The organism is Pseudomonas congelans, from assembly GCF_900103225.1.
Classification (GTDB): domain Bacteria; phylum Pseudomonadota; class Gammaproteobacteria; order Pseudomonadales; family Pseudomonadaceae; genus Aquipseudomonas; species Aquipseudomonas congelans.
In genome coordinates, this window is sequence record NZ_FNJH01000001.1 from 408,985 (window position 1) to 432,240 (window position 23,256).

Sequence of the window (23,256 nt, forward strand, 5' to 3'; positions counted from 1 at the left end):
CGTAAGATATGCCCGCAAACAGGCAGCGTCAGTTGCCCGCTCATGAGCATTCAGGAAACCGTTATGACCAACAAGCAGCGTTTGATTTACTCGATTCTGATCGCCCTCGGCGTTCTGGCGATCATGCTGGGCTTGTCGCATCTGCAAAACAGCGGTGCTATCACCGAAAAGACCTTTCAGTACATCGCCATCAGCGTGGCGGTGCTGGTGGTGATCCTCAACGGGATCATGCGTCGCAAGGTCAAGCGCTAAGCGCTGTTGACCGGTGCGACAACGGCGCCGGGTTTACCGGGCGTTGTCCTTGCCGACTTCTCCCAGCCATTCCCGGGCGCGAGGATGCAGGCTGTAGGTCTTGTCATCGTTGAGATGAATCACGCCCTCGTCGCACAGACGCTTGAGGACCTCGCGCACACTCAGAAACGATAGCGGTACATCAAGCCTGAGCAACTGGCTGTGCACACCTCGCACGCCCAGAGGATGGCCGTCCTCGCTCGAGACCAGTAGTGCATCGAGCACCTTGAGCCTGACCAGGCTGGTGCGCAAGCCAAAGCTTTTCAGGAGCATCCGGATGTGCTCGTTTCCGGGGCGCTCGGTCTCCAGTGCGGGCGACTGTGCCTGCGCAGCCAGTGCGGTTTGCCGCAGCAGGGTGCGAGTCGTGATTCCTTGGCGATTGAACATCCGTAAACTCCTTTTCAGGCTTTTTTAAACACTCTCAATTACTAAGACGAACGAGCCCGGCAAAACCTCAGTTATCAGCGGAAAAAAATACGCGGCCCAATACGTACAGACTCGCTGCAGCGTTGTGCGCTTGAGGTTAGATGAACAATCGTCGGGCGCGAGTGGGATTGCTCTGACGATAGGCGCAGCCGAAATGGCTGCGCATCAGCAGCACCGCGAGTGCGATCAGCCTTTCGGTGTGGCGGAGGGGCGGCGATTGAGTACCGGGTTGCCGTTCTGATTCTGTGTCACATACACCGGCAACACCTTGGGCAGGGAGTCCACCAGGTTCGACAGGTCGTGGGTGTTGTAACTGCCGCCCAGACGCATGGCGCCGGTTGCGCTGTCCGCCAGCAGAATAGGTGTTTGCAGGTAGCGATTGATCAGCGGCAGTGCCTGGCTGAGCGGCAGATCATTGAAGATCAGCTTGCCATTGCGCCACGCCAGGCTGGTATCGCGTGCTTCGGTCTGGCTGATCAGTGGAGCGTCGTCGCCCGCCTTGTAACTGGCCTGCATGCCGGGGGCCAGGGCGTGGCTTGAAGAGGCATGTGCACGATCACTGTTGACCTGAACCGAACCCTCGACCAGCGTCACGCGCACCTGATCCTGATACATCCATACATTGAAGCGTGTGCCTGTGACCTTGATGCTGCCTGCGCCGGCATCGACTACAAAGGGGTGCGTGCTGTCGTGGCTGACCTCGAAGAATGCCTCGCCCTTTTTCAGGGTGACGCTGCGTCGATCCCGGTAATTGGCATAGGTCAGCTCGGTACCCAGATTCAGCTCGGCGCGGCTGCCATCCTCCAGCATGACCAGCCGTGTGGTGGTATCGGCGTTGTAAGTCTGGTAAGCGTCAGGCAGCCAGCCCTGATGCCAGCCGACGTATCCGGCAACCGGCAGCGCCAGGGCAACGACCGCTGCCGCTGCGGCCAGTTGTACCCGGCGGCGACTGCGACGAGGCCGAACGAGATCGTGCGGGGCAGCCTCGACCTGGGGCACAGGTGCCGGGTTGAGCGGTTCGATTTGCCCGGTGATGTCCCAGACCTCGAGCATGGCGTTGTATTCGACCGTATGCAGGGGGTGGGCCTTCAACCATTGCTCGAATGCTTTTCGTTCTGCGGCGGTACAGTCTTCGGCATGCAGGCGCATGCACCAATGCGCAGCGGCATCGGTGATCGCATCGTGTTCTGCCTTGCTGAAATGAGGGTCGCTCATGGGCGCTCCGGCCTATACCTTCGGCGCATTCTACCCTTGGATTTCAGGGAGAGAGAATATTTGCAGGCCATTACCCACCAAGGTGCTGCGTATTTTCTGGTGAATGCAAGCTGCTCTCATTGAAATCTGCCCTGCGACAGTCAGCTCAAGGCAATGAAGTTATCGCATGGGGAGTGTCTTTGCAGAATCCGCAGCGCTACTCTCGGGGGCCTGCTTTCGCCTTGTCGTTTCTCGCTATCGTCCTCGATCTACTGCCATGAACAGGAGTTTCAGATGCGCGCCAACCCTACCGATCAGTCGACCCGGACCGTTTCCTTTGAGCAACTGACAGAGCTGTTGCGTCGAATCTTTGTCGCCCATGGCACCAGCGCGGAGGTTGCCGATGTGCTTGCCGAAAACTGCGCCAGCGCCCAGCGTGATGGCTCGCATAGCCATGGCATTTTTCGCATTCCCGGCTATCTCTCATCGCTGGCCAGCGGCTGGGTGGACGGCAAGGCTGTGCCGCTGGTCGAGGATGTCGGTGCTGCGTTTGTCCGGGCCGACGCCGGGGGCGGCTTTGCCCAGCCTGCACTGAAGGCGGCCAGAGCACTGTTGATCGACAAGGCGCGCAGCGCCGGGATTGCGATTCTGGCCATCCGCAACTCTCATCACTTCGCTGCGTTATGGCCGGATGTCGAACCTTTCGCTGAACAGGGGCTGGTGGCCCTGAGCATGGTCAACAGCATGACCTGCGTTGTGCCGCATGGCGCGCGTCAACCCCTGTTCGGTACCAACCCGATTGCGTTCGCTGCACCCCGTGCAGGCGGCGCGCCCATCGTTTTCGACCTGGCGACCAGCGCCATCGCCCACGGTGACGTACAGATCGCCGCCCGTGAGGGGCGACTGCTGCCAGCAGGCATGGGTGTCGATTGCGCCGGCCAGCCCACCGAAGATCCTCGCGCCATTCTCGAGGATGGCGCGTTGCTGCCCTTCGGCGGGCACAAAGGCTCGGCACTGTCGATGATGGTCGAACTGCTGGCCGCAGGGCTGACAGGGGGCAATTTCTCGTTCGAATTCGACTGGTCGAAGCATCCCGGAGCACAGACGCCCTGGACCGGTCAGTTGCTGATCGTCATCGATCCTGACAAGGGCAGCGGTCAGTCGTTTGCACAGCGCAGCGAGGAATTGGTACGACAGCTCCATGGGGCAGGGCAGGAGCGTTTGCCGGGGGATCGGCGTTACAGCGAACGCGCGCGATCAATGGCGCACGGTATCAGCATTGCCCTGGCTGACCTGGAGCGCCTGCAGGCCTTGGCGGGTCATTGAGCCATTTGCAAATTCACTGACCATTCGTCGCGACCGGTCTTGTATCAGCGCGCTGTTCAAAATACTGTATGTATGAACAGTAAAGAACGAATGAGGTCTGTCATGTCCCTTAAGTCAGCGCAAAGCCCGGTTGCTCAGCAGCATCGCACTCTCTCTGCGGTCAATGAAATGCAACGCGAGGATTTTCTCCGGCTGGCGGCCGCACTGCGCCAGTTCAATGCCTATGAACCGGAGGTGTCGATAGTTATAGCGGCCGCCCGCGCGAGCGGTGAATACCGCCAGGCCAGCGCCGTGGAATAGCGTGGCTGATCGCGGCCATAGCAAGTCTCGAGTTGATTGTGAGTATACGTAACGTATATGCTTCATATATTCAACTTGAGGTGAATCATGGGTCTGGTAAAAATCTCCGAAAACATGCACGCCAATCTGCGCTCTGCCAGCGTTGCGCTCAGCCGCTCCATCAATGCGCAGGCCGAGCACTGGATGCGTGTCGGTATGCTCGCTGAACTGCACCCGACGCTGGATTACAGCGAGATCTGCCAGATGCTGATCCGTCTCGAAAATGCCGGTGAGACCGTTCTCACTGCTTCGAACTTCAATGTCTCCGAGCTTGCAGCTTCCAACCTGTCCAAGGCGGCCTCATGAGCAGCGCTATCGGTATCAAGACCGAACAGGATCTCGTGCACTTGCGTGTAGCCGGCAGACTGGCTGCCGATGTACTTGCGATGATCAAGCCTTACGTCAAGGCCGGCGTCAGCACCGAAGCGCTCGACGACATCTGCAACGAATACATCGTCAAAGAGCTGAAGGTGATTCCCGCGAATGTGGGCTATCACGGTTTTACCAAAACCACCTGTATCTCTCCGAATGCAGTGGTGTGCCATGGCATACCTTCGGCTACCGATATTCTCAAGGAAGGCGATATCGTCAATATCGACGTCGCGGTGATCAAGGACGGCTGGTACGGTGATACCAGCCGTATGTACCTGGTCGGTGAGGTCAGCCCCCTGGCCAGGCGTCTTGTCGAGACGACCTATGAGGCAACCCGCGCCGGTATTCACGCAGTGCGCCCAGGGGCAACCCTGGGTGACATCGGTTACGCCATCCAGAGCGTCGCTCATCGCGAAGGCTTCAGCGTGGTGCGTGAATATTGCGGACACGGCATCGGGCGCAAGTACCATGAAGAACCGCAGGTTCTGCACTACGGTGCGCAGGGCAAAGGCCTCAGACTGAAGCCTGGCATGGTCTTTACCATCGAGCCGATGATCAATGCGGGCAGGGCGGGCACCCGGACGTTGCCGGATGGCTGGACGGTTCTGACCAGTGACCTTTCACTGTCTGCGCAGTGGGAGCATATGGTTGCCGTCACCTCGACCGGTTTCGAGCTGCTGACGCCGTGGCCTGATGGCACAGGCGATTACCCTGCCATTTGATCTGCGGTGGTCTGACAATGCATATGAACAATGGCCTTTTCGAAGGCCATTGTTTTGTTGAACAGAACGATGCCTCATGCTTGCAGCGAAGACCGTCTCCAATGCACCTGCGTCACGCCGAAACGACTGGCCTGAAGGGTTGCCACGCTTATCGGGCCAGCAGATATATTACCGCTTACGGTTCCGACACCTGCATGCAGCGTTGCACAGTGCAGGGCGTCGCTCTGGCAAAGCTGTCTTGCATGGTGCAGGAAGCAACGAGGCTCGCCGTTGAACTGATAGTGAATTTCAAATTCCGCTTGATGATCCATCTTCCCTGCCCGCGAACGTGATAATTAGTCTGACTATTTTCGGCGTGCGTACGACAAAGCTCTTCCCGATCATTCCCTTGTTTTCAGAGCGTAGAACGAAAATAGTATCATTTCGGATTGAGTTAACAGTTGTCCGATGAGTGGCGTTTGCTTCACCCAAATGCGTTGATCAATGGCCGGGCTGACCCTCGTGCGAGGGTGCCCGGCCTTCAATAACGCTGATTTATTTACACGCCTTCAGATCTACAGGACCTACAAAATCATTACCACGCCCCATGACACAGGCGACCTGCTGGTTACGCTGGCGCTCCCAGACCTGGGGCGGATAGGTTTTGTCCCAGGCCTGATAAAGCTGTCGGTCCTGGCGCGACAGGCGCAAGTTGTACTGTTTGCTCATGTAGAAATAGGTGCGCGCGATCATGCCGCGTATCGAGGGGCGCGGCATGACCTTTTTGGCCTTGAAATCCACCTGGGTCAGGCAGGAGCCGTACTGGCCCTTTTGCTCGGGTATCCAGCCAAAACTGAAGTTGCTGCGGTCACCGTTGACCTCGCCGATGCTGGGCACCAGATTGTGCAGGTCAGCCTCTGCGCGTTTGTAAACCGCGTCGGTTCGTGTGCAGTTCTTGCGCCCGCCGTTCTGCCAGCATTGGCGCAGGTGGCCGATCTGCCAGGCAGGCACAATGTGTTCCCACTCAATGCGGCTGGCGCGCTTGGCGCTCTTGCGCGGTACATAGCCGCAGCCAGCGAGATCGACCCGCTTGCCAGTGTATTTGCAGCCGCAGTAAAACTCGGTCGACTGCGGCGCATACAAGCCCCAGGCAACTTTCTTGGCTTCACTGAAGGTGCGCGGGGCTTGGGCCTGTGCGGCGAATGAGGCGCTGATGAGCAGGGTGGTGCAAAGCAGTTTGGAAAATCGAAACATCATGCCGTCAATCTTCCTTCGGCAATGTCCAGAATATTTGCACGCCACCGTCGTCGCGCCAGGCGAGGGTGACATTATCGTTCTCGGCTATTTCTTCAAGCAGTTGCGCCCAGTCGTCTTCTGCCTCGTCCGGCTGACGAAAGAGCAGGGCAGCCCTGGATTTCTGCGCGGTGGGCGAGTTGATGATCTTCTGTACCCGCATGCCCATGCGCTCGTAAGGGCCGGGAGTGGAGGGGGTCGCTGCGCTTTGTTTGGCCACGGAAAAGGTTCCTGAATATTGCTGTACGGGCATACAGTATTTGAGTGTCGGATCTTTCGCAACATCTATGTAAGATTAAGCGTTGCAAGTGGCACACTATTGCCTTGAAAAAACAACCTGACGTTTACGGAGTCACGCATGAATATCAAGTCACTGGCATTTCCGTTACTGGCCTCGGCAGTTGTGCTGCTGGCAGGCTGTTCCACGCCCTCGGTGGTCACGCTGCAAAACGGTACTCAGTACGTTACCAAAGACATGCCCAAGACCAAAACGCGCGACGGCTTCTACGAGTTCGAGGACATCTCCGGCAAGACAATCCGCATCAAGGCCGATGAAGTGGCGACGGTCAAACCCGAAGAGTGAACCCCCCCTTATCGTAATGCTCGTTCCCCGCGCTGGGGGAACGGGCAGATTTAATTTCCGGTGGATTGACAAAGCCTGCAGCTTTTTCCATAGTTCGCTCCTCGCAAACGTTTGCGCGGCGATGCCCAGCATCGATTCTGCGCCGTTCGCCCGAACAATAATCACAATATCGGAGATGAACTCATGAAGCTGCCATTCGCTGGACGCCTTCTCGCTGTCGCCATGTTTGCTGCCGTCACGGCAGTCATGCCCCTCTCTGCAGCTTATGCCCAGACGCCTGAAAAACCCAAGGTCGCACTGGTCATGAAGTCATTGGCCAACGAGTTCTTCCTGACCATGGAAGACGGTGCCAAGGCCTACCAGAAAGAACACGCCAACGAATTCGACCTGATCTCCAACGGGATCAAGGATGAGTCCGACACATCGGCGCAAATCCGCATCGTCGAGCAGATGATCGCCTCCAACGTGAGTGCGCTGGTGATCGCGCCAGCCGACTCCAAGGCGCTGGTGCCGGTGCTCAAGAAAGCTACCGATGCCGGAATCAAGGTCGTCAACATAGACAACCAGCTCGATGTCGATGTGCTCAAAAGCAAGCAGCTGCAAATCCCGTTCGTAGGACCTGACAACCGCAAGGGTGCCAAGCTGGTAGGCGACTATCTGGCCAAGAAACTGACCGCTGGCGACCAGGTGGGCATCATCGAAGGTGTGTCGACCACCACTAACGCCCAGCAACGCACCGCCGGTTTCAAGGACGCCATGGACGAAGCGAAAATGAAAGTGGTGTCCACGCAGTCCGGTAACTGGGAAATCGACAAGGGCAATGCGGTGGCCTCGGCGATGCTCAATGAATACCCTGACCTGAAGGCATTGCTGGCCGGTAACGACAGCATGGCGCTGGGCGCAGTCTCCGCAGTGCGTGCCGCAGGCAAGGCTGGCAAGGTCATGGTCGTGGGCTACGACAACATCAATGCGATCAAGCCGATGCTCAAGGATGGCCGGGTTCTGGCCACAGCCGATCAGTACGCAGCCAAGCAGGCGGTCTTCGGCATCGAAGCTGCTCTCAAGCTGGTCAAGGGCGAGAAGGTCGATACTAACGACAAAGGCGTGATCGAAACGCCGGTACAGCTCGTTACCCAACCTTGATCCACGCCGTGTAAAGGTGCCCGTCCGCAGAGGACGGGCGCTGGGAGAAATGTATGTCAGCGTCTGCTCAGACAGCTGTTCTTTCGGTCAGTGGCATCGGCAAAAACTACGCACAGCCCGTACTCGGTGACGTCGACCTGACGTTGATGCGTGGTGAAGTGCTGGCCCTGACCGGGGAAAACGGTGCCGGTAAAAGCACCTTGTCAAAAATCATCGGCGGGCTGGTAACGCCTACCACCGGGAATATGGAATTCCAGGGCCAGCCTTATCAGCCTGCAAGTCGTACCCAGGCCGAAAAGCTCGGCATTCGCATGGTCATGCAGGAGCTCAACCTGCTGCCGACCCTGACCGTGGCCGAAAACCTGTTTCTTCATGACCTGCCTCGCAGGGCCGGCTGGATCGACCGCAAGCGCTTGCGCGAAAACGCGATCGAGGCCATGGCTCAAGTGGGGCTGGACGCCATTGATCCCGACACGCTGGTGGGCGAATTGGGGATCGGTCATCAACAGATGGTCGAGATCGCGCGAAACCTGATCGGCGACTGTCACGTGCTGATTCTCGACGAACCCACTGCCATGCTCACTTCGCGCGAAGTGGAAATGCTCTTCGAGCAGATCACCCGGCTGCAGGCGCGTGGCGTCTCGATCATCTACATATCCCATCGGCTTGAAGAGCTTGCCAGGGTGTCTCAGCGCATTGCCGTACTGCGCGATGGCAAGCTGGTGTGTGTCGAGCCGATTTCCCGATACAACAGTGAGCAACTGGTGACCTTGATGGTCGGCCGTGAGCTCGGCGAGCACATCGACATGGGCGCCCGGCAGATTGGCGAGGTGGCGCTGTCAGTCAAGGGCCTCAGTCGTGCCGGCAAGGTTCAGGATGTGTCGTTCGACGTGCGTCGAGGTGAAATCTTCGGTATTTCCGGGCTGATCGGTGCCGGACGTACCGAGTTGTTGCGGCTGATCTATGGCGCAGATGTTGCCGACAGCGGTGACATCGAAGTCGGCAGGCCGCTGCAGAAGGTCAGCATACGTTCGCCATCCGACGCGGTGGAGCAGGGTATCGCTCTGATCACGGAGGATCGAAAGAGCGAGGGCCTGCTAATGTCGCAATCGATCAGCGCCAACATTGCGCTGGGCAACATGCATTCGATCTCCAGCGCAGGCGTGGTCAACAGCGACGACGAGCTGAAACTGGCGCAGCGCCAGGTGGCGGCCATGCGCATTCGCAGCTCCAGCCCGGGTCAACTGGTCTCCGAGCTGTCGGGGGGCAATCAGCAGAAGGTGGTGATCGGTCGCTGGCTGGAACGTGACTGCACCGTGATGCTGTTCGACGAGCCGACACGGGGCATCGACATCGGTGCCAAGTTTGATATCTACGCGCTGCTGGCCGAACTGACCCGCCAGGGCAGGGCGCTGGTGGTGGTTTCCAGTGATCTGCGCGAGCTGATGCTGATCTGTGATCGTATCGGCGTGCTGTCTGCCGGTCGCCTGATCGACACGTTCGAGCGCGACAGCTGGACCCAGGACCAATTGCTGGCCGCTGCCTTCGCCGGTTATCAGAAACGTGATGCGCTGCTCAATGATGCAGCGCCCAGGAACGACTCATGAAAAATACTCCTTCTCCGACGCTGACCGTACCGGTCCGTCGCGGCGGCACCTACTTTGGTCTCGGTACCTACATCGGGCTGGCCGGTGCGTTGCTGGTGATGATTGTGCTGTTCTCGATGCTCAGCGACCACTTCCTGTCCTACCAGACGTTCAGCATGCTCGCCAATCAGATCCCGGACCTGATGGTGCTGTCGGTCGGCATGACGCTGATCCTCATCATCGGTGGCATTGACCTCTCGGTAGGCTCGGTGCTGGCCCTGGCCGCTTCGGCGGTCAGTGTGGCAACCCTCGGCTGGGGCTGGAGTGTGTTTCCGGCTGCATTGCTGGGCATCGCCTGTGCGACGCTGGCAGGTACGATCACTGGTTCGATTACGGTTGCCTGGCGCATCCCTTCCTTCATCGTGTCCCTGGGCGTGCTGGAAATGGCCCGTGGCGCGGCTTATCAGATGACCAATTCGCGTACTGCCTACATCGGTGACTCGTTCTCCTGGTTGTCCGACCCGATTGCCTTTGGCATTGCGCCGTCTTTCATCATTGCGCTGCTGATCATCTTCGTTGCTCAGGCGGTACTGACCCGGACCGTTTTCGGTCGCTATCTGATCGGCATCGGCACCAATGAAGAGGCCGTGCGTCTGGCAGGTATCAATCCCAAGCCTTACAAGATTCTGGTGTTCTCGCTGATGGGGCTGCTGGCCGGTGTCGCGGCACTGTTTCAGATATCCAGGCTGGAAGCGGCCGATCCGAATGCCGGTGCCGGGCTTGAGCTGCAGGTCATTGCAGCAGTGGTGATTGGTGGTACCAGCCTGATGGGCGGACGTGGTTCGATCATCAGCACCTTTTTCGGTGTGCTGATCATTTCCGTGCTGGCCGCAGGCCTGGCGCAGATCGGTGCGACCGAGCCGACCAAGCGGATCATCACCGGTGCGGTGATCGTGATCGCGGTGGTACTCGACACCTATCGCAGCCATCGGGCTCGGCGCCAGGGCTGATATGGCAACCATCAAGGATGTCGCGGCCCTGGCGGGGATCTCGTACACCACGGTTTCCCACGTGTTGAACAAGACCCGGCCAGTGAGCGAGCCGGTCAGGCTCAAGGTCGAAGCGGCCATTGCACAGCTCGATTATGTGCCCAGTGCAGTGGCGCGCTCGCTGAAGGCCAAGACCACCTCGACCATCGGTCTGTTGATTCCCAACGGCATGAACCCGTATTTCGCCGAGTTGGCGCGGGGCATCGAGGATTACTGTGAGCGCAATGGCTTTTGCGTGATCCTCTGCAACTCCGATGACAATCCGGAGAAGCAGCGCGGCTATCTGCGCGTGCTGCTGGAAAAGCGCGTAGACGGCCTGATTGTCTCTTCGGTGGGTGGCGATGCCGGTGTTGCAGGCGGTCTTGCCGAGGTACGTACGCCGCTGGTGATCGTTGACCGGGAACTGGACGGCATCGATGCCGACATGGTCCGTATCGATCATGAGCAGGGCGCTTATCTGGCGACTCGGCATTTGCTGGACCTGGGGCATCGCTCCATTGCCTGCATTGGCGGGCCATTCCATAGCACAGTGGCCGAGATGCGCCTGGCGGGTTACCGGCGTGCCCTGCAGCAGGCGTCTGTTCAGGTCCGGGCCGAATGGGCGCTGCACAGTGAGTTCACCAGCTCTGCCGGTCATGAGGCAGCCTGTCAGCTTCTGGCAGCGCACCCGCCGACCGCGATCTTTGCCGGCAACGACGTCATTGCCATCGGTGTGCTGCGCGCCGCCGCCGAGCGCTTGATTCGCGTACCTCAGGACCTGTCGGTGATCGGATTCGATGATATCCAGATGAGTCGCTATGTCTATCCGGCGCTGACCACCGTGGGGCAGTCAATCATGCAATTGGGCGAAACCGCTGCAGAAATGCTGCTGAGCAGAATCGCCACACCTCATGCGGTTCCTGTCGAAAAAAGGCTCGTGACGCCCTGCGTCGTGGTGCGCGAGTCCACGGCAGTGCCAAACACCTTGTCCAACGAATGATGCGCACGCACAGCAACGGATTAATGAGCCATGCAAGCAAAAATAGTAATAGTCGGCAGTCTGAACATGGATCTGGTCATCCGCGCCCAGCGTCTGCCACGTCCCGGCGAGACCTTGAGCGGGGAAACATTTGACACCGTGTCGGGCGGCAAAGGCGCCAATCAGGCAGTCGCTGCGGCACGGCTGGGCGCCAGCGTGGCGATGATCGGTTGTGTCGGAGCCGATGCCTATGGCGAGCAACTGCGCACAGCGCTGCTGGCCGAGCATATCGATTGTCAGGCGGTCACCGTCGTTGATGGAGTGTCCACCGGGATCGCCTCGATCGTGGTCGACGCCAACAGCCAGAACGCCATTGTCATCGTGGCAGGTGGCAATGGTCGGCTCAGTCCGGCATTGATCGAGCGCTTCGACACGTTGCTGGCGGATTCGCAAATCGTCATCTGCCAGCTCGAAGTGCCGACCGAGACCGTTTTCCACACCCTGGCGCGCGCGCGTGCGCTGGGCAAGACCGTCATTCTCAATCCTGCCCCGGCCAGCGAGCCTCTCCCGGCAAACTGGTATGCGCTGATCGACTACCTGATTCCGAACGAAAGCGAAGCGCAGACCCTGACCGGTGTGAACGTCGACTCACCGGCAGCCGCTGAAAACGCAGCATCGGCCATGCTGGCGGCCGGCGCGCGCAACGTGATCATTACTCTCGGCGAGCGCGGAACCCTGTTTGCCAATGCGTCTTGCGTCGAGCATATTCCAGCGCGTCGAGTGCAGGCCGTGGACACCACCGCTGCAGGTGATACCTTTGTCGGCGGTTTTGCGGCGGCGCTGTCCGCAGGCCAGGACGAATTGCAGGCAATTCGTTTCGGTCAGGCAGCGGCGGCCATCTCCGTTACCCGAGCGGGTGCCCAGCCGTCCATCCCGACGTTCGAGGAAGTACAGGAATTCAATTCGCTATGAAAAAGACCCCGTTACTCAATATCGCCCTGTCCCGCGTGATCGCATCGCTGGGCCACGGCAACATCCTGATGATCGTCGACGCCGGGATGCCAGTACCGGCAGGCGTCGAACTGATCGACCTCGCGTTGACCCGCGGTGTGCCGGATTTCATCAGTGTGCTGGATGTCGTGCTGAGTGAAATGCAGGTTGAAAGCCATGTGTTGGCCAACGAGATGGCCGAGGTCAAGCCGCCTGCGTTGCAGGTGATCGAAAGCCTGAATCTCGACGACCAATTGGGGCAGCAGCGCTGGATAAGCCATGAAGACCTCAAGGTCTTGAGTCGCAAGGCCAAGGCAATCATTCGTACCGGAGAATGTCAGCCGTACAGTAATGTGGCGCTGGTGTCCGGAGTCGTCTTCTAGGCTATGTGCAAAAAGTGGCTGCGCTCGGTGATGCTGCGTTAAAAACAGGCTCGGATGCGAGTCCAATCGGAATGCTCATTTACAACACGTAGACTCCGCTTCCTCGCCTGTTTTTGCCTTGCCTGACCTTCGCTCGCCGACTTTTCGCAAAAAGCCTAGTTATTCAAGAAAGGGAGTTTCATATGACATTGGTACAGTTTTCCAGACAGTTCATTCGTGGAGCGTTGCTCTTGTCCATTCTCGGTACTGCTGCTGTGCAGGCGGCTGAAAAGCGCGATCTGATCATCGATACCGATCCAGGTGCGGACGATGTCGTCGCGCTGTTGCTGGCGCTGGCGTCACCTCAAGAACTGAATGTGATGGCTATCACCACGGTGGCCGGCAATGTGCGGCTCGACAAGACGTCGCGCAACGCCAGGCTGGCGCGGGAATGGGCCGGGCGCGAAGAGGTGCCTGTATATGCCGGTGCGCCCAAGCCGTTGGTGCGTACACCGATCTATGCCGAGAACGTTCATGGTCAGGAAGGCCTGCCGGGTGTACCCGTGCACGAGCCCGCCAAAGGGCTGGCCGAAGGCAATGCCGTCGATTACCTGATTCGCACCCTGAGCAAGGCCAAGCCGCACAGCATCACCATCGCCATGCTCGGCCCGCAGACCAACCTGGCACTGGCGCTGGTGCAGGCTCCGGAAATCACTCAGGGCATCAAGGAAGTGGTGGTCATGGGGGGCGCGCATTTCAACGGCGGTAATATTACCCCGGTTGCCGAATTCAATCTGTTCGCCGACCCGCACGCCGCGCAGATCGTTCTGGCCAGTGGCGTGAAGCTGACGTATGTGCCGCTGGATGTGACCCACAAGATTCTCACCAGCGAACAGCGCCTCAAGCAGATCGCTGCACTGGGCAACAATGCTGGCAAGCTGGTCGACGGCATTCTCAATGAATACGTCAAACTGGACATGGAGCATTACGGTTTGCCCGGCGGACCGGTACACGACGCCAGCGTGATTGCCTGGCTGCTCAAGCCCGAGTTGTTTTCCGGACGGCAGATCAACGTGGCAGTGGACACCCGTGAGGGCATCGGTTTCGGTCAGACAGTGGCCGACTGGTACGGCACGCTCAAGCAGCCGCAGAACGTATTCTGGGTCGAGAACGGCGACGCTCAGGGTTTCTTCGATCTGCTGACCGAGCGACTGGCGCGTCTCAAGTAGTCACGCATTCTGAAGCCGCGTATCAGGCGGGCAGTCCTGCCGCCGCATAGCGGCTCAGCACCTGGCTGATGAAGGAACGGGCACCCTCGGTGCCCAGTTCCTTGATCAGCAGGTCGACTGCGATGATCATCAGCTCTTCCGGATTCCCGGGGCTGTGCGAGCAGTGGCCCTGAGGCCACTTGGCCTTGATGTCGGCGTCTAGGGTTATGGCTGTCATGTCTGTCTGATCTCCAGTGAAGGGCCACGCATACGCTGCTCGCGTCCCGGCGCTTGTGTCTCTGGCAGTAAACCATCCCGCGCGCATTTTGACACTTCTACTTACACATGATCCTGATAGCCCGGTTCAATGAGCGCTGGCGATAAATGTTTTGTGACGATTTCCCCACGCGCCCTGTGCCAGGCCAAGGCAGACTTCCGTTCCAGGCAGATCAACAGGTTACACACGGCGTGTCGGTCGGATCGTGCAACCAACGCGCCTTAGCGCGGTCGGACAGGTCTGGAAATGTTCATTGGCAGAGGAGGGTGTATGCCCCGGAAATTCGCAACATTGGGTTTTATGGTCGTGGCTTCATTGGTGGCAGGCTGCAGCAGTACCGCATCTGATAGCAAGGCCAGCGCCGAAGCGCCCGTCAAAGCCGACGCGCCAGCCAGCAACGCGATACCAGGCCGCTGTGATGCGGGGCTCGCCCAGTTCGCCATTGGCAAGCAGGCGTCCATAGACCTCCTTTCTCAAGTCCGCGCCCGTTCCGGTTCGCAGGACGCGCGCATTCTCGGTCCTGACGACATGGTCACGCTGGAGTACCGATCCGAGCGGGTAAACGTCAATACTGACGCTTCGGGGAAGGTGACCCGTATCAATTGCGGTTGAGCCGGTACTTTCTTTTGCGCATAAAAAAACCCCGTCAGTGACGGGGTTTTTTTTGTGTCAGGCGAATCAGGCCACCTGAACTTCTTCTGCTTGCATGCCTTTCTGGCCTTTAGCAGCAACAAAAGTAACGGTCTGGCCTTCTTTCAGGCTTTTGAAACCGTCGCTCTGGATTGCTTTGAAGTGTACGAACAGGTCGTCACCGCCACCTTGTGGAGTGATAAAGCCGAAGCCTTTTTCATCGTTGAACCATTTTACGGTGCCGGTTTGGCGATTAGACATGGTGTATCTCCAGAAACATAATTTTCAGTAACGTGCTGCTCAGGCCAACTGGGCACACCGGGCTATCATAGTCGAAATGGGCAAAAAAACAGCTATTAAGGTGGGCGCTTTGCGTAAAGGTCCCGTATATGCGGTTCACCATACTCTGCAAACCGCCTTCAGGGGTGCCAAACCCTGTACTGCACGTGCTGTATCAATAGCGCTTAAAGCCATGATTTCACTGGCTTTCAGAAGAGCCGGGGCCAACTGCTATCATTGCTTGGCGCGCGCGTTTTACCCCGGCTGAAAAAAATGATTATTTTGTCGCTGTGCAGTTTTCTGCGACCAGTTTTTGCAGTTTTGCCGTCAATGCGGCAGGTGGCGCTGTCTTGGTGTCCTTGAGCGAGGCTATTTCCTTGTCGGTGAAATGACTGTTCACCTGTTTTGCACCGCATTCGCAGTGACTCGTTGCGGTCTTGTCATCCAGCCCCTGTTTCTTGGCCGCAGCAACGCATTCCTGGGTAAAGGTGTTGTGTGTTTTATCGTCCATCGCGGCGTGAGCGCCCAGAGGGATGAGGGTGGCGCTGCACACGAGGAGGCTGGTCAGGCGTGAAAACTTCATGGTGTTCTCCTTAATTGCTGGAAAAAACGTGCGGGGTCTCGAGGGTTTCTGACGCCCGTGAAGCGTGCCAGTTCAGGCAGCGTGCTAATTCCACTTCATTTACGTGGATGTGCATCCCGGCCGGTCTGGCTGTGTTAGGATGCGCGTCCTGTTATTTTCAAGCGCCCCATGGTCAATGGCTTTCGGTGCAGCGCAGGCAGGTTTTTTCGTACATTCCAGTCATCTGGTCCGGTTCAAGGTTGGCCCCAAGGCTCCTGCCACTGTGAGGCAGGTATACCACCGGATCACGTACTGGCTCATCCCAACCCACGTGACCTTTGGTAGGGGTCACCACTAGGAGAGGAGGCGCCATGCCAACTATTACTCTTCCCGACGGCAGTCAACGTTCATTCGATCATGCGGTTTCCGTAGCCGATGTCGCGCTTTCAATCGGTGCCGGTCTGGCCAAGGCCACCGTCGCCGGCAAGGTCGACGGCAAGCTTGTCGACGCCTGCGACCTGATCGAAAACGATGCCAGCCTGCAGATCATCACCCCCAAGGATCAGGAAGGACTGGAAATCATCCGTCACTCCTGCGCGCACCTGGTAGGGCACGCGGTCAAGCAGTTGTATCCGACTGCAAAAATGGTCATCGGCCCGGTGATCGACGACGGCTTCTATTACGATATCGCCTACGAGCGCCCGTTCACGCCTGACGATATGGCGGCGATCGAGCAGCGCATGCAGCAGTTGATCGAAAAAGATTACGACGTCATCAAGAAAGTCACCCCGCGCGCTGAAGTGATCGAGGTGTTCACCGCCCGTCACGAAGATTACAAGCTGCGTCTGGTCGAAGACATGCCGAATGAGCAGGCCATGGGCCTGTATTACCACGAAGAATACGTCGACATGTGCCGCGGTCCGCACGTGCCGAACACGCGCTTCCTCAAATCATTCAAGCTGACCAAGCTGTCTGGCGCCTACTGGCGTGGCGATGCCAAAAACGAGCAACTGCAGCGCGTCTACGGCACCGCCTGGGCTGACAAGAAGCAGCTGGCAGCCTACATTCAGCGCATCGAAGAAGCCGAAAAACGCGACCATCGCAAGATCGGCAAGCGTCTTGGCCTGTTCCATACTCAGGAAGAAGCGCCTGGCATGGTCTTTTGGCACCCGCAGGGCTGGACCCTGTACCAGGTGCTCGAGCAGTACATGCGCAAAGTGCAGCGTGAAAACGGCTACCTCGAGATCAAGACTCCGCAAGTAGTCGATCGCTCGCTCTGGGAAAAATCCGGGCACTGGGCCAACTACGCCGACAACATGTTCACCACCGAGTCCGAAAGTCGCGACTACGCGATCAAGCCGATGAACTGCCCTTGCCACGTGCAGGTGTTCAATCAGGGCCTGAAGAGCTACCGCGAGCTGCCGATGCGTCTGGCCGAGTTCGGTGCCTGTCACCGTAACGAGCCGTCGGGCGCCTTGCACGGCATCATGCGCGTACGTGGCTTCACTCAGGACGATGCGCACATCTTCTGTACCGAAGACCAGATGCAGGCCGAGTCCGCCGCGTTTATCAAGCTGACGCTGGATGTCTACGCCGATTTCGGCTTCAAGGATATCGAACTCAAATTGTCCACTCGCCCTGAAAAGCGTGTAGGCTCCGACGAGCTTTGGGATCGTGCCGAATCGGCGCTGGCTTCTGCACTCGATAGCGCAGGTCTGCCTTATGATCTGCAGCCGGGTGAAGGCGCGTTCTACGGCCCGAAAATCGAGTTCTCCCTCAAGGATTGTCTCGGTCGCGTATGGCAGTGTGGCACCTTGCAGCTGGACTTCAATCTGCCGATCCGCCTGAGTGCCGAATACGTTTCCGAAGACAACAGCCGCAAGAATCCGGTCATGTTGCACCGCGCAATTCTTGGGTCCTTCGAGCGTTTCATCGGAATTCTGATCGAGCATTACGAGGGGGCGTTCCCTGCATGGCTTGCGCCTACTCAGGCAGTGATCATGAATATCACTGACAAACAGGCCGATTTTGCCCTCGAAGTGGAAAAAACTCTGGCCGAAAGCGGGTTTCGTGCCAAGTCCGACTTGAGAAATGAAAAGATCGGCTTTAAAATCCGCGAGCATACTTTGCTCAAGGTTCCTTATCTCCTCGTGATTGGAGATCGGGAGGTTGAAATGCAAACTGTCGCTGTGCGTACACGTGAAGGCGCTGACCTTGGCTCGATGCCGGTCGCCCAATTCGCTGAATTCCTCGCACAAGCGGTTTCCCGGCGTGGTCGCCAAGATACGGAGTAATTATTATTAAGCGTGAAATGAGACAAGATAAACGAGCTGCACCCAAGGCCCCGATCAATGAAAATATCTCGGCCCGCGAGGTTCGTTTAATTGGCGCTGACGGCGAGCAGATTGGCATCGTCTCGATTGATGAAGCGCTTCGTATTGCCGAAGAGGCTAAGCTGGATCTGGTAGAGATTTCTGCCGACGCAGTCCCTCCGGTCTGCCGTGTGATGGATTACGGCAAATCGATCTTCGAGAAGAAGAAGCAGGTTGCTGCAGCGAAGAAAAACCAGAAGCAGATCCAGGTTAAAGAAATCAAGTTTCGTCCAGGGACGGAGGAAGGGGATTACCAGGTAAAACTACGCAACCTGGTACGTTTCCTGAGTGACGGGGACAGGGCCAAGGTATCGTTGAGATTCCGCGGTCGTGAGATGGCCCACCAGGAGCTGGGTATGGAGCTGTTGAAGCGGGTTGAAGGTGACCTGCTCGAATACGGTTCCGTCGAACAGCATCCTAAGATGGAAGGACGCCAGCTGATCATGGTCATCGCCCCGAAAAAGAAGAAATAACCACCAGGGCACGGCAGGCCTTGCGGTTATATTTATCAACTGAATGCGGAGTATCCGAACATGCCAAAGATGAAGACTAAAAGTGGTGCAGCTAAGCGGTTTTTGAAAACCGCCAACGGCATCAAGCACAAGCACGCTTTCAAGAGCCACATCCTGACCAAAATGTCGACAAAGCGTAAGCGTCAATTGCGCGGTAGCAGCTTGCTGCATCCGTCTGACGTGGCAAAAGTCGAGCGCATGCTGCGCCTTCGTTAATTTTGATCAAGATATAGAGGAAGTAACTCATGGCTCGTGTAAAGCGTGGCGTCATTGCCCGTAAGCGTCACAAAAAAATTCTGAAACTTGCAAAAGGCTACTACGGCGCGCGTTCACGCGTATTCCGTGTTGCCAAGCAAGCGGTAATCAAGGCAGGCCAATACGCCTACCGCGACCGTCGTCAGAAAAAACGTCAGTTCCGCGCTCTGTGGATCGCTCGTATCAACGCTGGTGCTCGTGTTAACGGTCTGTCCTACAGCCGTTTCATTGCCGGCCTGAAAAAAGCGTCCATCGAGATCGACCGTAAGGTTCTGGCTGATCTGGCAGTGAACGAAAAAGCGGCGTTTGCTGCGATTGTCGAGAAAGCTAAAGCCACCTTGGCCTAAGTCCCCGACAATCACTTGCCCCGGTTCTCCGGGGTCGGTGTTAAACGTCATAAATAGGGGAAGAGCCTTCAGCTCTTCCCCTATTTTGTATCTGGAGTCTGTACATGGAAAACCTGGACGCGCTGGTCTCTCAAGCTCTTGAGGCTGTGCAAAGCGCCGAAGATATCAATGCCCTGGAGCAAATCCGGGTTCACTACCTCGGCAAGAAAGGCGAGTTGACTCAGGTGATGAAGACCCTGGGGAACCTGCCAGCTGAAGAGCGTCCGCAAGTCGGTGCGCTGATCAACGTTGCCAAGGAACGTGTCACAGAGGTTCTCAATGCACGCAAGGCATCGTTTGAGCAGGCGGAACTGACTGCCAGGCTCGCAGCTGAATGCATCGATGTGACCCTGCCGGGCCGCGGTCAGACCTCAGGTGGTCTGCATCCGATTACCCGTACTCTGGAACGTATCGAACAATTCTTCACGCACATCGGCTACGGCATCGCCGAAGGCCCTGAAGTCGAAGACGATTACCACAACTTCGAGGCGCTCAACATCCCAGGCCACCACCCGGCCCGGTCGATGCACGACACCTTCTATTTCAATGCGAACATGCTGCTGCGCACCCATACCTCGCCGGTACAGGTACGCACCATGGAATCGCAGCAGCCGCCGATCCGCATCGTCTGTCCAGGCCGTGTGTACCGTAGCGACTCGGATATCACCCACTCGCCGATGTTCCACCAGATCGAAGGTCTGCTGGTCGATCGCGATATCAATTTTGCCGATCTGAAAGGCACCATCGAAGAATTCCTGCGTGTGTTCTTCGAAAAAGAGCTGGCCGTACGCTTCCGTCCTTCGTATTTCCCGTTCACCGAGCCCTCGGCGGAAGTGGATATGGAATGCGTGATGTGCAGTGGCAAGGGCTGCCGCGTCTGCAAGCAGACCGGCTGGCTTGAAGTCATGGGTTGCGGCATGGTCCACCCGAACGTTCTGCGCATGTCCGGCATCGACCCTGAAGAGTTTCAGGGCTTTGCGTTTGGCATGGGCGTAGAGCGTCTGGCCATGCTGCGTTACGGCGTCAATGATTTGCGCCTGTTCTTCGACAACGATTTGCGGTTCCTCGCGCAATTTCGCTAAGTCGTACGAACCTTTCAGGAGAGCAGGATGAAATTCAGTGAACAATGGCTGCGCGGCTGGGTAAGCCCGCAGGTTTCCCGCGACGAGCTGGTTGCTCGTCTTTCGATGGCCGGTCTTGAGGTTGACAGCGTGACGCTGGCCGCCGGCGTTTTCAGCGGCGTGGTGGTGGGCGAAGTGCTGAGCACCGAACAACACCCCGATGCCGACAAGCTGCGCGTGTGTCAGGTCAGCAATGGCAGTGAAACCTTTCAGGTCGTCTGTGGCGCGCCAAATGTGCGTCCGGGTCTGAAAATTCCATTCGCCATGATCGGCGCCGAGCTTCCGGGCGACTTCAAGATCAAGAAAGCCAAGCTGCGCGGCGTCGAGTCCAACGGCATGTTGTGTTCGGCTGCCGAGTTGCAGGCCGGCGAGGGCAATGATGGCCTGATGGAACTGGCTGCTGATGCGCCGGTTGGTCAGGACATTCGTGTCTATCTGAGCCTGGACGATGCCAGCATCGAGGTCGACCTGACCCCGAACCGTGGCGACTGCCTGTCGGTGGCCGGTCTGGCGCGTGAAGTCGGTGCGCTGTACGCCGCTGAAGTCACCCGTCCGCAGGTCGCTGCTGTCAGCGCTGTGCATGAAGAAGTGCGCCCGGTCGAAGTATTGGCTCCGGCTGCATGCCCACGTTACCTGGGCCGCGTGATTCGCAACGTCGACCTGTCGCGTCCGACCCCGCTGTGGATGGTCGAGCGTCTGCGTCGTTCCGACGTGCGCAGCATCGATGCCGCTGTCGACATCACCAACTACGTGATGCTGGAGCTGGGTCAGCCTCTGCATGCGTTCGATCTGGCCGAAATCAACGGCGGGATTCGCGTGCGCATGGCCGAGGAGGGCGAGAAGCTCGTTCTGCTCGACGGCCAGGAAGTCAGCCTGCGTGCCGACACCCTGGTCATTGCCGATCATCAGCGCGCGCTGGCAATCGCCGGGGTCATGGGTGGCGAGCACAGCGGTGTGACTGCCGGTACTCGCGATATTTTCCTGGAAAGCGCGTTCTTCGACACCATTTCGGTGGCTGGCAAGGCGCGTTCTTATGGTTTGCATACCGACGCTTCGCACCGCTACGAGCGTGGTGTGGACTGGCAACTGGCCCGTGAAGCCATGGAGCGAGCCACTGGCCTGCTGCTGGAAATCACTGGTGGCGAAGCCGGCCCCGTGATCGAAGTGGTCAGCGAGCAGCATTTGCCGTCGATCGCCCCGGTTACGTTGCGCGCCAGCCGCGTCGAGCAGATGCTCGGTCTGGTGATCGAAAACGCCGAAATCGAACGCCTGCTGACAGGTCTCGGTCTGGCTGTGACTGCCGAAGCCGATGGGCAATGGCGTGTCGAAGTGCCAAGTCATCGTTTCGATATAAGCCTTGAAGTCGACCTGATCGAAGAGCTGGCGCGTCTGTACGGCTACAACCGTCTGCCGGTCCGCTACCCGCAAGCCCGTCTGGCTCCACAGGCCAAGGCCGAAGCCAAGGGCGATCTGCCTGAGCTGCGACGCCTGCTGGTTGCCCGCGGTTATCAGGAAGCGATCACTTACAGCTTTATCGATCCGAAGTGGTTTGAACTGTTCACTCCGGGCGCCAAGCCGTTGCTGCTGGCCAACCCGATCTCCAATGACATGGCGGCAATGCGTGCCTCGTTGTGGCCAGGTCTGGTCAAGGCGCTGCAGCACAACCTCAACCGCCAGCAGGATCGCGTACGCATGTTCGAAAGCGGCCTGCGCTTCGTCGGTCAGCTCGACGGCTTGAAGCAAGAGCCGATGCTCGCTGGCGTGGTCTGCGGCAGCCGCCTGCCGGAAGGTTGGGCGCAAGGTCGCGACGTAGTCGATTTCTTCGACGTCAAGGCTGACGTTGAAGCGGTTCTGGGCTTTGCCGGTGCGCTGGGCGAGTTTACCTTCACGCCGGGTCAGCATCCTGCCTTGCACCCAGGCCAGACGGCTCGCATCGAGCGTGATGGCCGTGAAGTCGGTTTCCTGGGCGCCATTCACCCGGAACTGTCGAAAACCCTCGGCCTGGATCGTCCAGTGTTTGTTTTCGAGCTGGTTCTGGCCGAAGTGTCGACCGGCCGTCTGCCGAAATTCCACGAGTTGTCGCGCTTCCCTGAAGTGCGTCGCGACCTGGCACTGCTGGCCGATCGGGATGTTTCGGCCAGTGCGGTTCTGGACGTTATTCGTGAAAATGCAGGCGAGTGGCTCACAGACCTCAGGTTATTTGATGTTTACCAGGGTAAAGGCATTGATCCGCATAGAAAAAGCCTTGCAGTCGGCTTGACCTGGCAGCATCCATCACGCACTCTTAATGACGATGAGGTAAACGCAACGACACTTGCTATCCTCACCTCGCTTGAGGAGAGGTTAAACGCCACGTTAAGGAAGTAGCGTATGGGGGCTCTGACGAAAGCTGAGATGGCCGAACGTCTGTACGAAGAGCTGGGCCTGAATAAACGGGAAGCCAAGGAACTGGTCGAACTGTTTTTTGAAGAAATCAGGCACGCTCTGGAAGATAACGAGCAGGTGAAGTTGTCAGGTTTCGGCAACTTCGACCTTCGAGACAAGCGCCAGCGGCCTGGGAGAAATCCCAAGACCGGTGAAGAGATTCCGATTACGGCGCGCCGTGTGGTCACCTTTCGTCCAGGGCAGAAGCTGAAGGCCCGAGTTGAGGCATATGCTGGAACCAAGTCATAACGACGAGCTGCCGCCGATCCCCGGCAAACGCTACTTCACCATCGGTGAGGTCAGCGAGCTATGCGCGGTAAAACCGCACGTTCTGCGTTATTGGGAGCAGGAGTTTCCTCAACTCAACCCCGTCAAGCGGCGCGGAAACCGTCGGTATTATCAGCGACAGGACGTGCTGATGATCCGCCAGATCCGCGGCCTGCTATACGATCAGGGCTTCACCATCGGTGGCGCCCGACTTCGTCTTACCAGCGGTGAACCGAAGGATGACACCCAGCAGTACAAGCAGATGATCCGCGAGATGATTGCCGAGCTGGAAGACGTACTCGTCATGCTCAAAGCGTAATTGAGCAGTCAGGATACTTCCAAAATTCAAA

Annotated in this window: 30 protein-coding genes; 22 read left to right on the plus strand and 8 right to left on the minus strand. The window is 58.0% G+C overall.

Going from position 1 to position 23,256, the window contains the following annotated elements; all coding sequences use genetic code 11:
* Nucleotides 1–63: 63 nt before the first annotated feature.
* Complete coding sequence (locus BLR20_RS01680; protein WP_003393013.1) at nucleotides 64–252, plus strand: hypothetical protein; 189 nt, start codon at nucleotides 64–66, stop codon at nucleotides 250–252.
* A gap of 33 nt (nucleotides 253–285) precedes the next feature.
* Here the strand turns inward: BLR20_RS01680 and BLR20_RS01685 are convergent, their stop codons facing one another.
* A complete protein-coding gene (locus BLR20_RS01685) occupies nucleotides 286–678 on the minus strand; it encodes a hypothetical protein (protein WP_010433319.1) in 393 nt (130 codons plus the stop codon).
* A 225-nt stretch (nucleotides 679–903) separates the two neighbouring features.
* Entirely contained in the window at nucleotides 904–1,932 is a 1,029-nt protein-coding gene (locus BLR20_RS01690; RefSeq protein WP_054993010.1) for a FecR family protein, read from the minus strand.
* Between the two features lie 273 nt (nucleotides 1,933–2,205).
* Between BLR20_RS01690 and BLR20_RS01695 the strand changes: the two genes are divergently transcribed.
* From BLR20_RS01695 to map, 4 genes are all read left to right on the plus strand, one after another.
* Nucleotides 2,206–3,237 (plus strand): Ldh family oxidoreductase, encoded by a 1,032-nt coding sequence (locus BLR20_RS01695; protein WP_054993009.1) that lies wholly within the window; start codon nucleotides 2,206–2,208, stop codon nucleotides 3,235–3,237.
* 102 nt (nucleotides 3,238–3,339) lie between these two features.
* The gene (locus BLR20_RS01700; protein WP_054993008.1) at nucleotides 3,340–3,537 is read left to right on the plus strand and encodes a hypothetical protein; all 198 of its coding nucleotides are present in this window, start codon (nucleotides 3,340–3,342) and stop codon (nucleotides 3,535–3,537) included.
* A gap of 87 nt (nucleotides 3,538–3,624) precedes the next feature.
* The gene (locus tag BLR20_RS01705) at nucleotides 3,625–3,882 is read left to right on the plus strand and encodes a ParD-like family protein (RefSeq protein ID WP_032614602.1); all 258 of its coding nucleotides are present in this window, start codon (nucleotides 3,625–3,627) and stop codon (nucleotides 3,880–3,882) included.
* Nucleotides 3,879–4,670 (plus strand): type I methionyl aminopeptidase, encoded by a 792-nt coding sequence (map, locus tag BLR20_RS01710; protein WP_010433306.1) that lies wholly within the window; start codon nucleotides 3,879–3,881, stop codon nucleotides 4,668–4,670. The genes BLR20_RS01705 and map overlap by 4 nt, the downstream gene beginning before the upstream one ends.
* A gap of 74 nt (nucleotides 4,671–4,744) precedes the next feature.
* Here map and BLR20_RS01715 read toward each other — a convergent pair whose 3' ends face one another.
* The 3 genes from BLR20_RS01715 to BLR20_RS01725 all read right to left on the minus strand — a co-directional run bounded on the left by BLR20_RS01715 (nucleotide 4,745) and on the right by BLR20_RS01725 (nucleotide 6,162).
* Nucleotides 4,745–4,981, minus strand: a complete 237-nt coding sequence (locus tag BLR20_RS01715; protein WP_025990999.1) for a DUF6555 family protein — start codon at nucleotides 4,979–4,981, stop codon at nucleotides 4,745–4,747.
* 223 nt (nucleotides 4,982–5,204) lie between these two features.
* Nucleotides 5,205–5,906, minus strand: a complete 702-nt coding sequence (locus BLR20_RS01720) for an endonuclease (protein ID WP_032614603.1) — start codon at nucleotides 5,904–5,906, stop codon at nucleotides 5,205–5,207.
* 4 nt (nucleotides 5,907–5,910) lie between these two features.
* A complete protein-coding gene (locus tag BLR20_RS01725) occupies nucleotides 5,911–6,162 on the minus strand; it encodes a DUF1654 domain-containing protein (RefSeq protein ID WP_003416220.1) in 252 nt (83 codons plus the stop codon).
* A 138-nt stretch (nucleotides 6,163–6,300) separates the two neighbouring features.
* Here BLR20_RS01725 and BLR20_RS01730 point away from each other — a divergent pair, with 138 nt between their 5' ends.
* The 8 genes from BLR20_RS01730 (at nucleotide 6,301) to BLR20_RS01765 (ending at nucleotide 13,842) form a co-directional block, all read left to right on the plus strand.
* Nucleotides 6,301–6,525 (plus strand): YgdI/YgdR family lipoprotein, encoded by a 225-nt coding sequence (locus BLR20_RS01730; RefSeq protein ID WP_010433300.1) that lies wholly within the window; start codon nucleotides 6,301–6,303, stop codon nucleotides 6,523–6,525.
* Between the two features lie 183 nt (nucleotides 6,526–6,708).
* Nucleotides 6,709–7,668 (plus strand): sugar ABC transporter substrate-binding protein, encoded by a 960-nt coding sequence (locus BLR20_RS01735; RefSeq protein WP_032614605.1) that lies wholly within the window; start codon nucleotides 6,709–6,711, stop codon nucleotides 7,666–7,668.
* Nucleotides 7,669–7,721: 53 nt separating this feature from the next.
* Nucleotides 7,722–9,275 (plus strand): sugar ABC transporter ATP-binding protein, encoded by a 1,554-nt coding sequence (locus tag BLR20_RS01740; protein WP_054993007.1) that lies wholly within the window; start codon nucleotides 7,722–7,724, stop codon nucleotides 9,273–9,275.
* Nucleotides 9,272–10,264 carry an ABC transporter permease gene (locus BLR20_RS01745; protein ID WP_032614608.1) on the plus strand — a complete coding sequence of 331 codons (993 nt, stop codon included), beginning with the start codon at nucleotides 9,272–9,274 and terminating at the stop codon, nucleotides 10,262–10,264. Before BLR20_RS01740 ends, BLR20_RS01745 begins: the two co-directional genes overlap by 4 nt.
* Nucleotide 10,265: 1 nt before the next feature.
* Entirely contained in the window at nucleotides 10,266–11,282 is a 1,017-nt protein-coding gene (locus BLR20_RS01750) for a LacI family DNA-binding transcriptional regulator (protein ID WP_010433291.1), read from the plus strand.
* 30 nt (nucleotides 11,283–11,312) lie between these two features.
* Nucleotides 11,313–12,233 carry a ribokinase gene (rbsK, locus tag BLR20_RS01755; RefSeq protein ID WP_054993006.1) on the plus strand — a complete coding sequence of 307 codons (921 nt, stop codon included), beginning with the start codon at nucleotides 11,313–11,315 and terminating at the stop codon, nucleotides 12,231–12,233.
* Nucleotides 12,230–12,634 (plus strand): D-ribose pyranase, encoded by a 405-nt coding sequence (rbsD, locus tag BLR20_RS01760; protein WP_054993005.1) that lies wholly within the window; start codon nucleotides 12,230–12,232, stop codon nucleotides 12,632–12,634. The genes rbsK and rbsD overlap by 4 nt, the downstream gene beginning before the upstream one ends.
* A gap of 182 nt (nucleotides 12,635–12,816) precedes the next feature.
* The gene (locus BLR20_RS01765) at nucleotides 12,817–13,842 is read left to right on the plus strand and encodes a nucleoside hydrolase (protein WP_032614612.1); all 1,026 of its coding nucleotides are present in this window, start codon (nucleotides 12,817–12,819) and stop codon (nucleotides 13,840–13,842) included.
* 22 nt (nucleotides 13,843–13,864) lie between these two features.
* On the opposite strand, the gene BLR20_RS01770 is transcribed toward BLR20_RS01765, so the two are convergent.
* Nucleotides 13,865–14,059, minus strand: a complete 195-nt coding sequence (locus BLR20_RS01770; protein ID WP_003315568.1) for a hypothetical protein — start codon at nucleotides 14,057–14,059, stop codon at nucleotides 13,865–13,867.
* Nucleotides 14,060–14,368: 309 nt separating this feature from the next.
* Between BLR20_RS01770 and BLR20_RS01775 the strand changes: the two genes are divergently transcribed.
* Entirely contained in the window at nucleotides 14,369–14,710 is a 342-nt protein-coding gene (locus BLR20_RS01775) for an I78 family peptidase inhibitor (protein WP_054993004.1), read from the plus strand.
* 66 nt (nucleotides 14,711–14,776) lie between these two features.
* Here the strand turns inward: BLR20_RS01775 and BLR20_RS01780 are convergent, their stop codons facing one another.
* Complete coding sequence (locus tag BLR20_RS01780) at nucleotides 14,777–14,989, minus strand: cold-shock protein (protein ID WP_003315566.1); 213 nt, start codon at nucleotides 14,987–14,989, stop codon at nucleotides 14,777–14,779.
* 295 nt (nucleotides 14,990–15,284) lie between these two features.
* Complete coding sequence (locus tag BLR20_RS01785; RefSeq protein WP_054993003.1) at nucleotides 15,285–15,590, minus strand: hypothetical protein; 306 nt, start codon at nucleotides 15,588–15,590, stop codon at nucleotides 15,285–15,287.
* Between the two features lie 350 nt (nucleotides 15,591–15,940).
* On the opposite strand from BLR20_RS01785, the gene thrS reads away from it, so the two are divergent.
* The 8 genes from thrS (at nucleotide 15,941) to BLR20_RS01825 (ending at nucleotide 23,225) form a co-directional block, all read left to right on the plus strand.
* Nucleotides 15,941–17,863 carry a threonine--tRNA ligase gene (thrS, locus tag BLR20_RS01790; RefSeq protein ID WP_010433481.1) on the plus strand — a complete coding sequence of 641 codons (1,923 nt, stop codon included), beginning with the start codon at nucleotides 15,941–15,943 and terminating at the stop codon, nucleotides 17,861–17,863.
* A complete protein-coding gene (gene infC / locus BLR20_RS01795; protein WP_170846037.1) occupies nucleotides 17,863–18,414 on the plus strand; it encodes a translation initiation factor IF-3 in 552 nt (183 codons plus the stop codon). The genes thrS and infC overlap by 1 nt, the downstream gene beginning before the upstream one ends.
* 60 nt (nucleotides 18,415–18,474) lie before the next feature.
* Entirely contained in the window at nucleotides 18,475–18,669 is a 195-nt protein-coding gene (rpmI, locus tag BLR20_RS01800; protein ID WP_002553160.1) for a 50S ribosomal protein L35, read from the plus strand.
* Between the two features lie 29 nt (nucleotides 18,670–18,698).
* Nucleotides 18,699–19,055, plus strand: a complete 357-nt coding sequence (rplT, locus tag BLR20_RS01805) for a 50S ribosomal protein L20 (protein WP_002553161.1) — start codon at nucleotides 18,699–18,701, stop codon at nucleotides 19,053–19,055.
* Between the two features lie 104 nt (nucleotides 19,056–19,159).
* Nucleotides 19,160–20,176 (plus strand): phenylalanine--tRNA ligase subunit alpha, encoded by a 1,017-nt coding sequence (pheS, locus tag BLR20_RS01810; RefSeq protein WP_003367019.1) that lies wholly within the window; start codon nucleotides 19,160–19,162, stop codon nucleotides 20,174–20,176.
* Nucleotides 20,177–20,203: 27 nt separating this feature from the next.
* Nucleotides 20,204–22,582 (plus strand): phenylalanine--tRNA ligase subunit beta, encoded by a 2,379-nt coding sequence (pheT, locus tag BLR20_RS01815; protein WP_054993002.1) that lies wholly within the window; start codon nucleotides 20,204–20,206, stop codon nucleotides 22,580–22,582.
* A 3-nt stretch (nucleotides 22,583–22,585) separates the two neighbouring features.
* Nucleotides 22,586–22,888 (plus strand): integration host factor subunit alpha, encoded by a 303-nt coding sequence (gene ihfA, locus BLR20_RS01820; protein WP_002553164.1) that lies wholly within the window; start codon nucleotides 22,586–22,588, stop codon nucleotides 22,886–22,888.
* Nucleotides 22,869–23,225, plus strand: coding sequence for a MerR family transcriptional regulator (locus BLR20_RS01825; protein ID WP_003315559.1), 357 nt, complete (start codon nucleotides 22,869–22,871; stop codon nucleotides 23,223–23,225). Before ihfA ends, BLR20_RS01825 begins: the two co-directional genes overlap by 20 nt.
* Nucleotides 23,226–23,256: the final 31 nt, after the last annotated feature.